The organism is Capnocytophaga bilenii (assembly GCF_017565765.1).
In the GTDB taxonomy this organism is placed as follows: Bacteria; Bacteroidota; Bacteroidia; order Flavobacteriales; family Flavobacteriaceae; genus Capnocytophaga; species Capnocytophaga bilenii.
In genome coordinates, this window is the sequence record NZ_JAGDYP010000002.1 from 87,721 (window position 1) to 101,691 (window position 13,971).

General features: G+C 39.1%; 14 protein-coding genes. All 14 read right to left on the reverse strand.

What is annotated here, in order from left to right; genetic code table 11:
- Nucleotides 1–82 precede the first annotated feature (82 nt).
- Nucleotides 83–403, reverse strand: a complete 321-nt coding sequence (locus J4N46_RS12930) for a DUF6660 family protein (protein ID WP_009411032.1) — start codon at nucleotides 401–403, stop codon at nucleotides 83–85.
- Between the two features lie 83 nt (nucleotides 404–486).
- Nucleotides 487–867: a hypothetical protein gene (locus J4N46_RS02745; protein WP_208058074.1), complete on the reverse strand. Its 381-nt coding sequence runs from the start codon at nucleotides 865–867 to the stop codon at nucleotides 487–489.
- Between the two features lie 294 nt (nucleotides 868–1,161).
- Nucleotides 1,162–1,509: a hypothetical protein gene (locus tag J4N46_RS02750; RefSeq protein WP_208058075.1), complete on the reverse strand. Its 348-nt coding sequence runs from the start codon at nucleotides 1,507–1,509 to the stop codon at nucleotides 1,162–1,164.
- Nucleotides 1,510–1,771: 262 nt separating this feature from the next.
- Nucleotides 1,772–2,308: a DUF4303 domain-containing protein gene (locus J4N46_RS02755; protein WP_208058076.1), complete on the reverse strand. Its 537-nt coding sequence runs from the start codon at nucleotides 2,306–2,308 to the stop codon at nucleotides 1,772–1,774.
- A gap of 5 nt (nucleotides 2,309–2,313) precedes the next feature.
- Nucleotides 2,314–2,883, reverse strand: coding sequence for a hypothetical protein (locus J4N46_RS02760; protein WP_208058077.1), 570 nt, complete (start codon nucleotides 2,881–2,883; stop codon nucleotides 2,314–2,316).
- A 184-nt stretch (nucleotides 2,884–3,067) separates the two neighbouring features.
- Nucleotides 3,068–3,541 carry a hypothetical protein gene (locus tag J4N46_RS02765; protein ID WP_208058078.1) on the reverse strand — a complete coding sequence of 158 codons (474 nt, stop codon included), beginning with the start codon at nucleotides 3,539–3,541 and terminating at the stop codon, nucleotides 3,068–3,070.
- Between the two features lie 7 nt (nucleotides 3,542–3,548).
- Complete coding sequence (locus J4N46_RS02770) at nucleotides 3,549–4,493, reverse strand: hypothetical protein (RefSeq protein ID WP_208058079.1); 945 nt, start codon at nucleotides 4,491–4,493, stop codon at nucleotides 3,549–3,551.
- Nucleotides 4,494–4,507: 14 nt separating this feature from the next.
- A complete protein-coding gene (locus tag J4N46_RS02775) occupies nucleotides 4,508–5,446 on the reverse strand; it encodes an SIMPL domain-containing protein (protein WP_208058080.1) in 939 nt (312 codons plus the stop codon).
- Nucleotides 5,447–5,482: 36 nt separating this feature from the next.
- Nucleotides 5,483–7,429 (reverse strand): DUF5018 domain-containing protein, encoded by a 1,947-nt coding sequence (locus tag J4N46_RS02780; protein WP_208058081.1) that lies wholly within the window; start codon nucleotides 7,427–7,429, stop codon nucleotides 5,483–5,485.
- Between the two features lie 14 nt (nucleotides 7,430–7,443).
- Nucleotides 7,444–7,881: a type II toxin-antitoxin system VapC family toxin gene (locus J4N46_RS02785; protein WP_208058082.1), complete on the reverse strand. Its 438-nt coding sequence runs from the start codon at nucleotides 7,879–7,881 to the stop codon at nucleotides 7,444–7,446.
- Nucleotides 7,878–8,129, reverse strand: coding sequence for a hypothetical protein (locus J4N46_RS02790; protein ID WP_208058083.1), 252 nt, complete (start codon nucleotides 8,127–8,129; stop codon nucleotides 7,878–7,880). The genes J4N46_RS02785 and J4N46_RS02790 overlap by 4 nt, the downstream gene beginning before the upstream one ends.
- A 355-nt stretch (nucleotides 8,130–8,484) precedes the next feature.
- Complete coding sequence (locus J4N46_RS02795) at nucleotides 8,485–9,882, reverse strand: peptide MFS transporter (RefSeq protein WP_208058084.1); 1,398 nt, start codon at nucleotides 9,880–9,882, stop codon at nucleotides 8,485–8,487.
- A 61-nt stretch (nucleotides 9,883–9,943) separates the two neighbouring features.
- On the reverse strand, nucleotides 9,944–12,103 hold the full coding sequence (locus J4N46_RS02800) for a S9 family peptidase (RefSeq protein WP_208058085.1): 2,160 nt from the start codon (nucleotides 12,101–12,103) through the stop codon (nucleotides 9,944–9,946).
- A 535-nt stretch (nucleotides 12,104–12,638) separates the two neighbouring features.
- Nucleotides 12,639–13,670: a hypothetical protein gene (locus J4N46_RS02805; RefSeq protein WP_208058086.1), complete on the reverse strand. Its 1,032-nt coding sequence runs from the start codon at nucleotides 13,668–13,670 to the stop codon at nucleotides 12,639–12,641.
- Nucleotides 13,671–13,971 lie beyond the last annotated feature (301 nt).

The window sequence follows — 13,971 nt, forward strand, 5'->3', positions numbered from 1 at the left end:
TAATAAGAATTAATGATTAGTTAATGACTAATGATGGGTGAGATGACTAATGAACAATCACTTGAGATGAAGAAAGAAAAGACTATATCTTGGGAGGAGTCCAGATATTCCCATAGTAGTTCGAAGACCATACGGTCAGGGGATAGCTATAGGAGGGAATGGTTGCGGTGGCTTGAGCAATGGTTAAGGCCTCATAAGTAGTGGGCGTGCTGATTACCATTTGGCAGCAAGTGCAAATGCAGAAAGGTGAACAGCTATCCAAATGAAAATGAGAGTGTTCCCCAGTTGGGGCTGTTACAAATTCATAAGAAGCTGAAGACTCCTCACCTTCAAGCATATCCGTACAGGGCAGCCCAGTGAGTGCCAACAGATATAAGCTAAGTATGAAGGTGAAAAATCTCATATTGGGGGCAAAGATAGTAAAATAATGACATATAGCAATCAATCAATGATAATTTTTTGCTAATTCCCAAATTTGCTAATTAGCTAATTAACATACGGGTTTATTCTTTCAAATTCTTCAATACTTATAGGCTCGGTACAGCGAATAAGATAAATATAGGTTTCGTAGCGAAATATCTTCAGGGTTGTTTCTTCATAACAAAAGATGTTATACGAAAAGTCGTATAGGTCGTATTTGTACTGCGAAAAGCCTTTGCGCTTAGTGAGTTCGTACACCAACTGAAAAAGGTAATATACGGTTTCTTGCGAAGCCCCAAAAGAGGCTTGTTCATAAATAAAGGTACGCCCTCCTTGCTTGAATTTTCGCAAAATATGGTCTTTACCAAAAGGAAGCCAGTGCTCTTCGCGTTTGCGAAAGAGTACACTAAAGAGGATAATGCCGAGTATTAATATAAAAACTGCCATACTTTTACAACGTTTATTTCACGGTGCAAAGGTATGGCAGGTTGGGAGTAAAAAACATTGAAGTAGTTCAATAAGTGCGAGCCACATAAGCAATTTGCCGATTTGCGAATTTGTCTTGTGAAGCTGTCCAAAAAGTCTTTAAAAGTACTACTTTGGCATCTCCCCCCCCTTTGAAGGGGGGAAGGGGGGATGTTAATAATCAATTAGTTACAAAAATATTCTGTTCATTAATAAGCTTGTTTTAAGCTAAAACAAAACTTTTTAGACAGCCCCCTCAGAACATATTGTTTTATATTAATCAGTTTCTTTTTCGTATTTGTCTCCGTGAAAGTAATCGTAAGCACTCACTTCCAATTCCCCACAATCAGAAATAAGACATCCTTCTTCATCGTATATACTATAAACTTGCTGTATGTTGCCTATGGGGCATTCACCGTCTAAGCCTAATAGCACGCTGTAAAACACATCGTTTAACAACAGGTCAATCACTTCTTCTAATTGTTCTTTTTGAGTACTGCTCAGTGCCATTTTTTTTATTTTGGTATTTACAGCTGAAGGATAGTCTGGTTGTACCTGAAAGCACGACTTTAAAAAATTTAGCTTTTCAATATAAAAATTCTTTGCAAATTCGTCTGAGGTCATAATGTTAATTTGTTAATTAGCTGATATGTCAATTTGTTCATTACTTAGTTTAATAATTGTTGGTAGATTTGGAAATCCTCGTCTTTTTTTGCAAAAGGTATTCTTTCTTTTTGAGTGTACGCTCGCTAAAAAGCGCACAAAGGGCTTCTATTTGTTCGGTTTCTCCGGAAATGTATTTAGTAAAGTGCTGTTGTAGGGTCATAAATCTATTTATAATTAGCTTATATGGGCAAAAGTTTTAAAATGTTATAAAAAAGAAATATCAGCCAAAAATACCAAGCCATTCCTCTATATTTTCAGCCTTATTAAAGTATAACGCTCTTTCTATATCGGTATCATCAGAGGGCATTAGTTCTACGTTGATATACACTTGTTCTCGTGGTTGGTTGAGGGCAAAAATACCCACAGCATCGAGTTTTTTCATCGCATATACCATAGCAGCAAGTCGGAGGTTGTATTCCTCGTTCCATTGTGCCTCATTGTTGTAATCCATAAGAGAATCACGCTCCTCAAATAATTGCTTTACCTGCCGAAAATATTCCTCATAACCAAAAGCGTAATAAGGGCTATCGGCAAATGAGTATTTGTAGTATGGTATTTCCTCTTTGGGGATAGATCTCTCATTTACCAATCGCTCTAAAGCTTCCACCGACCACGCCGCAATACAAGGTGGAAGAGCCTCACCCGTAGTGAGTAGCACACAATAGTAATAATGCTCTCCGTTTTCAAAGAGTTTTAAAAATGCTTTTTGAGTAGCCTCAAAAATAGCTTCGACTAACGGTTGTAGTTCAGGGGACATTTTGTTTATTTAAAAAAATCTTCTACTTCTTCTATTAAATCATCTAATTCACTTTTGAAAATCTCTTTATAGCGCTCCTCACTCTGTATCATTTGGAGCAGACTTCTCAGTTGTACTCCGTCATCAAGTTCATAAGTGTAAGCAAGAAAATAGATTTCTCTAAGTACTTTTTCATCTAAATAATAATCTCTAAAAGGGAAGGTTGATATCTTTGTAACTACAATGTATTTTAATGTATTTTCTTTGTCTAATAGAAAGAACAAATTATCAGTTACTTTTTTAACATCCAGATTAAATATTGTACTTTGTGTGGTATAGCTAAAAATAAGCATATCATCACATAAATACTGACGAATATTGTCAATCTCCTTTCCTTCAAAGCTAAAATCTCCTTTTTTTATCTTAGAAATGGGTAGATTCTCATCTATTTCAGTATAGAAAGGTGCTATAAGAAGAGATAAAGAACCTACATTATGCAATAACTGTATTTTTAGATAGCATAATTGTTGTTCGCTGTCAAAAGCAAAGACATCTTGAAATGCTTCCACATAGTTGGTAGCTTTTCCCCATTCCAAAATTATATTTCTGTATATAATCTCATTGGTTATCATACTTTCTTTAATAGTTTCTTAAAGCCATTTCTCAACACACCCCTCCCGCATTTAGATAACCTTTTAAGTATTTTATTGTCAGTGCTTTCCATACGATATAAGCTATTATTTTGTCGCAAAAATACACTTTTTTTGCGACAAAACAAGTTTATTTTATCGGTATACTTATCCCTGCCGAAAAGCGAAATTTTCCCGTTTCAAAAGGATAGTTGCCATTTGTATTGCCCCAAGGGAAAGCGTAACCTGCTTTTATATAAAGAAAGAGAATTTGTATACCCGCTTCAGGGGCGAAGTAATAAGGTGAAAAATTCAGCTGTGGGCGCAAGAGCAAGACAGGAATATCAACAAAGCCTCCTCGCTCATTATCGGCTCTTATCCACGCCGAGAGTTGCGCTTCGCCTATAGCGATAAGTTGTTTGTTCTCACTGCGGAAGTTACCAGCAATACCCGCTAATAGTGCTATATTATTGCTGTCGTAATAGTTGTAATGCAACCCCAACTGCCCATAGGTAGACCCTTGTTTAAGGTAACTGGCATCTATTACGTATAGAAGTTCTTTAGAACTTTGGGCTACAGCAGGAACTGATGCCCACAGCAATAGAAGTAAAAAAAGTTTTCTCATTAAGCTGTTATTTTTTTAGCATCAGCATATTCACTTCTTGTATAAAAAAGTCTATATTTTGATGAAGCGAATGTATTACCGACTGCATTTGGTCGAACATCTCGGCACGGGTATGCAAATCGCCTGCATAATAGATACCCCCATCGCTGAAAAGCACTGCTTTTAGTGCCTTTTCTTTGTCGTTATCAAAAAGATTCTTCACCCACCTTTGTTGCATATGCTGCAAAATAGAACCTTCTCCCGAATTGGTAAAGCGGTGTTCGTTAATCATATACCACACAAAAGGAGGAAACTCACCATTGTTCTTTTCAGTCATAAACGAGCGTAACAAGTTGCGCGGGTGCTTTAGCATTACTTTCTTCCCTTTCGGATTCAGGGTAAGGAAACTCAGTCCAGCCCCCAGCACTCCTCCTCCTGCGGCAATGGCTTTATCCCAACCATCGTCTGCTATATAAGCTCCTGCTACCGAAACGGCAGCTCCTATAAGGATAGAAGCAACTGTAAGCCTGCTGATATTTTTATCGTTGAGGTTACTAATGGTAGTCGCTATTTGGTCTATCCGTTCCTCTTCGCAATCCAACTCTGCGGTTACGGCATTCATTTGCGAGAAAATAGCCGTAATCTTGCTGTGGATTTCCAATTGCAGCGTGTTGCGCTTTTGTTGCGCTTCGTTAGAGGGGGCATCGTCTAAGGCAATCAGTGCCAATAAAGGTTTGTCTATATGCGAAGCGTAGGCAATAAGAATGTTTCTGTCAGATAATTTTCCGTTAAAAAGCTTTTTATTCAGTGCAAATTCTTCAGCATCTATTTCTATAGGAGCTTCTTTATCCGAAGTTATGGTATATGCTGGGGGAACACAATAATCCTCAGGAACTATAATTTTCTTAGGAGAAGCACAGCCCACACAAAGCAGCAGGAGAAACAAACAAAAGAGTTTAAAGCTGTTTTTCATAACTATCTAATACTTTAAGGAAGATTTAGTTTTTTAAGTTCGCCTGCGGGCGTTAAGAACATCACCTCTTTGTTTTTGTTTCTTTCAGGGCGATTTACACTCATTTTCATCTCGTAAACAATTTGTATAACAGGCTCGGTGATAATAGGGTTCAGTACTACATCAAAATCTTTATCAGCAATAGGCTGGTAGTACTGCGTTACCGATTTGTTAGCTTGCAGTATATTGCCTGCGCGTTTGCCTTGCAGCGAAGCACTGTTGTAGGCTTCGTAGCTTTTGTATTGCTGTGAGGGCGAAGTCTGTACAAACCCATCAATTATTTTCTTTTCAGCAGTAGCAAAGCTTTCGCCAAGGGTCGTTTCATAGAGTTTTTGCTTGTCCGCAAAAGCAGCTTTCACTTTGCTCATCAGCTCTTTTTTTACCGACTCGAGGTTGCTAGCGTAGTAATCCATTCGCACAAGGTCGTAAATCTCGCTGTTAGAAAGCAAGATGATAAGTTCATTTAGCTGAGAAGCCTCTTTTATTCTGATGTGGAGGTTTTGCTTCAGTTCAAAGCCCACCGGCAGTTCGTTGTAAGTACGCTTGCTGAACACTTTTTTCTCAGTTTCGTATTCGTACATAGGCACAAACGAAATCATATCTACAAAAAATTCAAAGTTTTTAGCCTTAAGAGCAGACAAGGCAGACGAAAGACGCTGAACCATCAGTTGCGTAGCTTCTTCAGCCGTTTTGCCTACTTGCACTATACTAAAAATAGCTACAAAGGCATCAGCTTTTACATTCGCCAAGCCTTTGGCTGTTACTACCATTTCGTAATTGAGCGGAAAATCAAGAGTCGTATCATCGTTATTCCAGCTACTGCGGTTTCTGTCTTTATAATTTACATTGCCAGAGGCTTGCCCAAACGCAAAAGAAGAGCATATTATGGCAGCGGTCAAAAATAAATGTTTCATATCGTTTTCTGTTTTTATATAATTGTCTTATCAAGCCTAATATACTTCTGTGTTGAAGTATACCCTGTATTCCCTGCCGTTTTCTTCTATTAGCGCATAGCCATCAAGTTCGTTTTCTACTTCGTTATAAGAGTCTTTGTCTAACTTGGTAGTAAGCACAGTGTTAGTATATTGCACAAGGTTAGCAATCCTGATGTTGTGAGGATACACTATTTCCTTCACACGGGCACTGCCAAAAGCTTCGTTAAAGGTGAGCTGTACTTGGCAAGGAAAGTATTGGTTGTATTTGCTGTAAATTAGAGCTTTCGTTACACGCAATCGTGGGTGCGTACTTTCAGGCATACGCACTCTTATAGTGCCCTCATATCGCTCTGATTCGGTGTCTACATTCAACAGCCTTACCCAAAATTCATACTCTCCAGCAGGTACTTCATCGTTAATTTTATAGGTTACACTTCTATCCCTATCAGCACGCACTTTATCTACAAAAACACGCTTCATGGACTTTTCTAATACCAACATATTCGGTAGACTTTCGTGCATAAAGTCAAAATTCAAATTCCTACCATAAACGGTTATCTCTTGCCCCTTATCTACTACGTTTCGCGAGATAGAAGTAATCACAGGTTTGTTAGCCACAAGCACCTCTATAGGCTCTTGCTTGTGATTTACAAAAGGAAATACGTATTCGCGCCCGTTTACTTTTATCACAAAGTAAAAATCGCGCCCACTTTCTAGGGGAGTACCAGGCAGGTTAGGCATTTCCAAATACTCTACATTGTATTTTCGTATAAAAGGATAATCTACACCATTTTTGCGCAAGAAGAGTTCGTATTGGCGCATATCTTTGCCGTATAGGTATACTTGAAAGTCTTCTTTAGGGAATACCAATGTTTTATAAGCTTTCCCACCAGAATACGATTGTACCCCCGCAAAGTAAGGCAGCCCATTGTTGAGTAATACAAAAGGTTTTTCATTAGGAGTTTTGCCGTCATAGCTTACGTTTAGATAATAGGTACAGCTGTAGTAGGTACTGGGAACTTCAGCGGTGATTTTATTGCTTGCCTTGTCTATGCTCACCACTCGCAGAGGATAACTCAGTTGCGGGTTGATCACAGAGGTAATAGTAAGGCTTATATCCTCTTTTTTGCTCGGCAAGTAGTTCGTTTTTATGATTATCTCGTCTGCCTTTGCACCGTTGTTGTCAATTACGTTCACTTGCGAAATCGCTATATAACGAGGTAGTAGCTTGCGTACCACCACTATAAAGTCCCGCTTGTTGCCTTCAGTGTCAGTAACGGTATAGCGCACAGGCTGCGAGAAATCCACTATGCTATCATCGGCAGGCTGTACCGTAGCGCGCTTGTCTTTCAAACGGATAATAGTACGTAGCCGCTTGATGTTATGTTCGTCGTCTATTTCAAAGGTATAAGTAGTAATACCCCCTGCAGTAGCTTTTGTACCAGTAAAATAATGACGCTCGTCTTCGGTGCTAAGTGAAAAGTGCTCCACTTCGGTAGAAGTATCAATCTTTACGGTAGCGTAATATTCCTTTTTGCTGCCATCTTCAGCCGTAACCGTATACGTTACAGGCGGATGCATAAAATTCACCTCTTGTAATGAATACGGACTTACATCTGCCTTTGGCGACACTTCTACCATAGGTTTGAGTCCCGTCCAATACTTTTCAGCATTTACAGGCACTACTACTGTAATGTTCGTACCGCTAATAGTACCAGCAATCTCACCATACTGACCAAAGTGTATTTTAAAGCTAAGAATATCTTTTTCGCTACTCAGCTGCGTAGTCCCCGATTGTGTAGTGGGGGTAGTAGTTCCCGTTTGAGTAGTAGAGGTAACTTGTCCCGTCTGTGTAGTAGGCGATGAGGTATTAGCAGGTGTAGGATCTGGCGTTTCCTCTTTGTTACAAGCGATAAAGATTACAAATATCGCCAATAAAATAGTTAAAAGTTTTCTTTTCATATTTTTCTTTTTATTTATCTTGGATTATGAATTACTTTAGCCCCTTGCGCTTCATAAAAAGGGAATTTATCATCACACGAAATGAGTGGCATTCCTACCCCAATAGAATGCCCAATGATAGCAAGGTCATTAGGGTCGTTATGGTTAGAAACAAACTTTAATCGAGCTGCTATCAAAGCATCTTTCTCCTCAAATGGGAGTATATTAATGATGGGAAGTTCTTTTAGAATGTGCTTAATTATTTTCTCACCATCATCAAACTTTTCACTTTCATAATCTACTCCATCAATTCTTCTCTTACGGCATAATTGGGCTATTTCTAACAGAGAAATAGTACTTACATAAAAAGAATTAGCCTCATCGGTCAGTATTGTTTTTATACTATCTGTAATCTCTTTTCTTCTGCCCTGAAATAAGATAAGTACGATGTTAGTGTCAAAAAAGTACTTCATAACTTTTCTTCCTGCATTAATCGCGTCCACATATTAGGACCAAAAACCAAATCTTCATCTAAAACCCTAATCAAAGGTTTTTTTTCAAATTTCAAAACGTAATCCCACATCGTCATTTTTTTCTCAGGGGTCTCGTTTTCGGCTGTTGTTACTTTATTTTCAACAGCTTCTTCTTTTTTTTCAACAAGTGTCTCCATAATCATTGAGTATTTTTCATTCTTACTGCAAAGATACAAAATAATTGCCATAATACAAAAAAATAAGGTGTCCGAAAAGTTTTTAAAAGTATGATTACATATTGCCCGAAAAGTTTTAAATAGTACAACCGCAACATCTCCCCCCTTTTTGAAGGAAGTCCGCGAGCTGGCGCAGCGGAGTATGTGTTAAGGGGGGGATGTTAATAATCAGTTACAAAAATACTTTATCTATTAATAAGCTTGTTTTAAGCTGAAATGAAACTTTTTGGACAATCTCTTGATTATATTGATAATCAATCACTTTTATTCATATTGTAGGGGCGATTTGCAATTCGCCCTCACAAAAAAACTTTTCGGACACCCGCTGCGTACTATTACAGTACTTTTATTTTTTTATATTGCTTGGTTATTTCACACCGTGCATCATCTGTTGTAGCTTCTTGTTTAGCAAGATCATTACCAATCCACAAAGAATTACAAATGCCGAAATAGCAGTAAAGATAACACTTGCACCTAATTTTTCTACATATGAAGCAATGAAACCTCCTGCTGCATTAGCAAAAAATGCCGCTGTCATCCACACACCCATTAGCAAGCCTGCCAATTTTGGCGGTGAAAGTTTCGTAACAATAGAAAGCCCTACGGGCGATAGGCATAGCTCACCTATAGTGTGTATTAAGTAAGTGAGTACCAGCCACGCAAGACTCGCTTTTACGGCTACATCAGTAGGGTCATTACCTATAGAGCCTCCGCGTTCGTATACAGCTCCCAGCATAAAGAAGAACCCTACCCCCAAAAGAATCATACCCATACCCATCTTGAAAGGCGTAGTGAGCGTTTGCCCAAACTTGCTGCTCCAAATACTTGAAAACACAGGTGCTAATAACACTATAAACAGCGGATTCACCGATTGGAACCAAGCTGTAGGAATTTCATACCCCAATACATTCCTATTGATATAGTTATCAGTGTATAACGTAAGTGAAGACCCTGCTTGTTCAAAGCCTGCAAAAAAGAATATCGCAAAGAAGAAATACACAAAAATTACCACAATACGTTCTTTTTCTTCTTTAGTAAGTGGTCTGTGAGCTTCAGCTTCCGATACATTAGCTGTTTTCTTTCCTCCTTTAGGATGCAAACCTAAGTCGCCTAAATATTTTTGAGCAAATAGAATAAATATCACTTCACTCACAAGCATTCCCACAGCTGCTGCCGCAAATCCGTATTTATAACCATACGATATTATCACCTCGCCCGTTTCGGGATTAGTAACGTTGCTCGCAAAGATGTTATCAGTAAGCAACCCTGTAAGTAGCGGAGCCAAGAAAGCCCCAAGGTTGATACCCATATAGAAGATAGAAAATGCCGAATCTAAACGCTTATCACCAGGCTCGTAAAGTCCACCTACAAGTGCCGAAATATTAGGCTTGAAGAACCCATTACCAATAATCAGCAGGAACAGACCTAAGTAAAGCCCAAAATGAGAATGTATCGCAAAGAGCGTAGCCTCTCCCAAGAACATTATAAAGCCCCCTAACAATACCGATTTTCGCTGACCTAAGAAGTTATCAGCTATCCATCCACCTATCAGTGGCGTAAAATAAGTAAGACCTGTGGCAAATCCATAAATAAGTGAGGCAAACTGAGGGTCAAAAGCCAAACCACCCTCCAGCCACGTCTTGGTAAGGTATAGCATTAGGATACCACGCATTCCGTAGTAGCTAAAACGCTCCCACATCCCAGTCAAAAAGACTAAATAAAGCCCTTTGGGATGCTTCTTTTTCTCATTTGTTACATTTTCCATCGTTTATAAATCTATTTTAATTAATTTTATTTGTTAATCATATTCCCAATTCCCTAATTTGCTAATTTCCCATCGCCTCTTCCCAAAACCGTGTCATTTGCTGGTATAGCAGCCAGCGCGTATTGCCCGTATAATCGTAAATGCCGTGATTTTTATCAGGGTAGATACGCCAGTCAAACGTTTTTTGTTCTCCAATAAGCGTGTTTATCAGTACCATAGCATTTTGCACGTGTACGTTATCATCGGCACTGCCGTGTATCAGTAAGTATTTACCCTTAAGTTTGGCAGCGTGTGTAATAGGCGAATTGTCGTCATAACCTGCCGCATTTTCTTGTGGTGTACGCATAAAACGCTCTGTATAGATAGTATCGTAAAAACGCCAATTGGTAACAGGAGCTACCGCTACGGCAGCCTTAAATATATCACCGTGCTGGAATAAGCAGTTAGACGACATAAAGCCCCCAAAGCTCCAGCCCCAAATACCTATGCGCGAAGCATCTACATAAGGATAGCCCCCCACAATTTTAGCCGCTTCCGCTTGGTCTTCCACCTCGTATTTGCCTAATTGTTGGTAAGTGCATTTCTTGAAGTCAGCTCCTTTGAAGCCCGTACCGCGCCCATCTACGCACATCACTATATAACCGCGTTGGGTGAGCATACTATGCCAAAAATCATCATTTCCCCACCATTTGTTAGCCACCTGTTGCGACCCTGGTCCCGAATATTGGTAAAACAACACAGGGTAACGCTTGTGAGCATCAAAGTCTACCGGCTTTATCATATAAGCATTCAGGGTAGCCTTGCTTGTTTTTAGTTCAAAAAACTCCTTTTTGGGGAGGTTATATGCCTTTAGCTGTTCCGCATAAGCCTTATTGTCAATAATGTTATGTTGCACTTGCGCCGTTTTGCTATCTCTCAGCACGTATTGTGGTGGCGTTTGTGCATCCGAAAAACTATGGATATACCACTTGTAATCGCTGCTAAAAGTAGCCCCATTAGTACCTGCTGCTGCCGATAAGGCTCTTTTGCCCTTGCCGTTTAGCCCTACCGCATAAACGCCTCTATTTATAGATCCGTTTTCGGTAGATTGATAGTATAATTCCTTGCTGGTAGTGTCATAACCGTAAAAATCGGTTACCTCCCACGACCCTTTGGTAAGCTGGGTTAGCAATTTGCCTTCAGAGTTGTAATGGTACAAATGCCTATAACCATCGCGTTCCGATAATCTTATAAATCCCCCGTCTTCCAAAAATGTTATAGGAGTATCTTCTATTTCCACATAAGTCTTGCTTTTTTCTTGCAACAGCAGGGTGGTACTTCCAGTAGTCCCTATTCGTAGCAGCTGCCAGTCATTTTGGTGCCTGTTGAGTGTCTGCACTACAAAATTCCCTTTTTTATCGGCTTGCAAACGCGGAATATAATAAGCCGATATGGGCGATACAAGCGTTTTACCACTTGCCACATCGTATAAATGCAAGCTCACTACCGAATTAGCCTCCCCTGCCTTAGGATATTTAAAACGATCTTGGGTAGGATATAACCCATCGCCATATAAATCCATAGAAAATTCAGGCACTTGTTGTTCGTCTGAGCGCACAAAAGCCAATGTACTACCATCAGCACTCCATTCAAAGAGGCGCACCACCCCAAATTCCTCTTCGTATACCCAGTCGGCAGTACCATTGATGATTTTGTTTTTAGCGCCATCAAAAGTAATTTGTCGTTCCTCTTTAGTAGCTATGTTGTAGTAATAGAGGTTGTTAGCGTGAGCATAGGCTAAGCGTTTTCCATCGGGGGAAAAGTGCGGTTCGGTAATTTTTTTGTTGCTGATACGTTGTAGTGTTTTGTTTTTGAGGTTGTATAAGTAATAATCGGCTACAAATGAATGACGGTAAATGTACTCGCTGTTGGTAGCAATCAGCAGAGTAGTTTCATCAGGTGAAAAACTATAGTCGTCTATGCGTTGTATTTCTTGGTTCGCAGCATAAAGCCTACCCACTTTTTTAAGAGAGGCAAAATCGTATAAGTTGATTTCTTGCAGATTATTTTGATTGTATTCCAAAATAGTATATTCAGCACTATGGTTCAGTGCCTTAAGACTGCGAAGGCGTTCAGGATAGAAAGTCCCCTCCTTCCATATATTTTCTAAAGTAATTTGTTGCGCTTGTTGCGCCTGCAAGTAAAACCCACAAAGAGTGAGTACAATAAATAGAAACCGCATAAAATACAAGTAATTTAGCTACAATAATTGCATATAGTGCGCAATATTATGAAATATTTTTAATATAATCGTAATAAAATCCGATTTATTTTCTTTGATTTTTCTTAATATATTGATTATCAGCAAGAAATAGTCATTAATCCAAAGCCATTAGCTTGCACCACACACTTTGGCAAACTTTCAGAGTTTGACAAAGTTAATTGCTCTGATAATCAATCACATTGTAGGGGCGATTGGCAAATCGCCCTCACAAAACACAAAAAAAGAGACTACCCGAAGGCAATCTCTTTTTATGTTACAATTCCACCACGCACTTTGGCAAACTTTTCAGAGTTTGCCAAAGTTTATAATCGCTCTGATAATCAATCGCTTTTATTCACATTGTAGGGGCGATTGGCAAATCGCCCTCACAAAACAAAACTTTTTGCTCCCCCTCTGAGCCGCACAAACATAAAAAAAGAGGCTGCCAGAAAGGTTTTGTTTCTGGCAGCCTCTTTTCATTAGCCTTTCTTAATTGTTTAGATTGAGGTATATACTAAAGAGTAAAATCAAAAGTATGTGTCTTACTTTGGCAGTTTAGTTGGCAAGCATAGTATTTATTCACTTCTTTGCCATCAACAAAAAGATGCGCATCGTAAATACCCAAAGTCAAGCCTTTCACTACCTTGCTTTCACCCGCATTTAGTTGGTATTCCTTGCCGCTCATTTTCACTACACAAGCTTTGCCTGTATTGTTTTTCAAGGTAATTTCACCACGTTCAGCTACTGTAAATTTCACTGTAAATTTACCACCATCTTTAGTTTTTATAGTGCCTTTTGCTTCGCTGCCACAAGGCATCTTTGCCACGTATGCAAAGTCAGTATTATCTTTAAGCACAAAGGTAGCTACTCCTTTTTCGTTGGTAGGACGTGTTTGCTCGTCTACTGTAATTGTAGCATCTTTCACAGGTTTGTTTTCGCTGTCTACCGCTGTAAATGATACCTGTACTTTGGTAGCCAAGGCAATAGTACCTTCTTTAGGTTTGCCGTCCAAGGTCAAAGCAATTTCCTGTACAAAAGGTTCTTCAGCAGTTACCACAAAAAAGTAGTAATCAGGAATATTTTCGTTACGTTTAAAGGTAAAAGTAACCATACCTTGTGCATCAGTAGTGCCTATGAGCGATACACTACCCTCAAAAGCAGGATTTTGTCCCTGCCAGTTGGCTATTTCAGTTTTAACCCCTTGGAAAGCCAAGTCTCCAGCAATGCCATACACTTTCCTGTCTGCCAAAGGCTTACCTCCTTCGGTAACCTTTATTTTTACCACCTGTTGGGCAGGCTGAGCAGGTTGGGTAGTACCTGTTTGTGTGGTACCTGTTTGGGTAGTAGGCGTTTGTGTAGTCGTACCCGATTGTGTAGTGCCTGTTTGCGTAGTACCTGTTTGGGTAGTACCCGTTTGTGTAGTAGGAGTCTGGGTTGTAGTGCCCGTATTAGGCTTTTCAGGGGTAGGGGTGTCGTCTTTAGAACATCCCAATACAAAAAGAACGGTTAGGCACATTAGTGCCAAAATAGAATAAAAACTTTTCATTGTATGAATAATAATTGATTAATTTTCAGTTTTATAACGTTAGTCGTAGTCTTTTTGTTTTTACACTACAAAAGTAATACATTTTTTAATACCCACCAAGAAAAATCTTAACTTTTTTTATAATTTCTTTAGCAGGCTTTAATTTTTTGTGTGTTGGTATAGATAAATTACAAAAAAAGAGACTGTCCGAAAAGTTTTAAAAGTATGATTGCGTCACACACTTTGTCAAACTTTCAAAGTTTGACAAAGTTAATTACTCTGATAATCAATCACTTTTATTTATTTTGTAAGGACGATTGGC

What these genes read in the sequence shown, in the direction of transcription:
- J4N46_RS02790 (WP_208058083.1), bottom strand. Translation starts at nt 8,129, where the DNA reads ATGGCAATTATTTTGTATCTTTGCAGTAAGAATGAAAAATACTCAATG.
- J4N46_RS02750 (WP_208058075.1), bottom strand. Translation starts at nt 1,509, where the DNA reads ATGACCTCAGACGAATTTGCAAAGAATTTTTATATTGAAAAGCTAAAT.
- J4N46_RS02780 (WP_208058081.1), bottom strand. Translation starts at nt 7,429, where the DNA reads ATGAAAAGAAAACTTTTAACTATTTTATTGGCGATATTTGTAATCTTT.
- J4N46_RS02785 (WP_208058082.1), bottom strand. Translation starts at nt 7,881, where the DNA reads ATGAAGTACTTTTTTGACACTAACATCGTACTTATCTTATTTCAGGGC.
- J4N46_RS02755 (WP_208058076.1), bottom strand. Translation starts at nt 2,308, where the DNA reads ATGTCCCCTGAACTACAACCGTTAGTCGAAGCTATTTTTGAGGCTACT.
- J4N46_RS12930 (WP_009411032.1), bottom strand. Translation starts at nt 403, where the DNA reads ATGAGATTTTTCACCTTCATACTTAGCTTATATCTGTTGGCACTCACT.
- J4N46_RS02775 (WP_208058080.1), bottom strand. Translation starts at nt 5,446, where the DNA reads ATGAAACATTTATTTTTGACCGCTGCCATAATATGCTCTTCTTTTGCG.
- J4N46_RS02765 (WP_208058078.1), bottom strand. Translation starts at nt 3,541, where the DNA reads ATGAGAAAACTTTTTTTACTTCTATTGCTGTGGGCATCAGTTCCTGCT.
- J4N46_RS02770 (WP_208058079.1), bottom strand. Translation starts at nt 4,493, where the DNA reads ATGAAAAACAGCTTTAAACTCTTTTGTTTGTTTCTCCTGCTGCTTTGT.
- J4N46_RS02805 (WP_208058086.1), bottom strand. Translation starts at nt 13,670, where the DNA reads ATGAAAAGTTTTTATTCTATTTTGGCACTAATGTGCCTAACCGTTCTT.
- J4N46_RS02745 (WP_208058074.1), bottom strand. Translation starts at nt 867, where the DNA reads ATGGCAGTTTTTATATTAATACTCGGCATTATCCTCTTTAGTGTACTC.
- J4N46_RS02795 (WP_208058084.1), bottom strand. Translation starts at nt 9,882, where the DNA reads ATGGAAAATGTAACAAATGAGAAAAAGAAGCATCCCAAAGGGCTTTAT.
- J4N46_RS02800 (WP_208058085.1), bottom strand. Translation starts at nt 12,103, where the DNA reads ATGCGGTTTCTATTTATTGTACTCACTCTTTGTGGGTTTTACTTGCAG.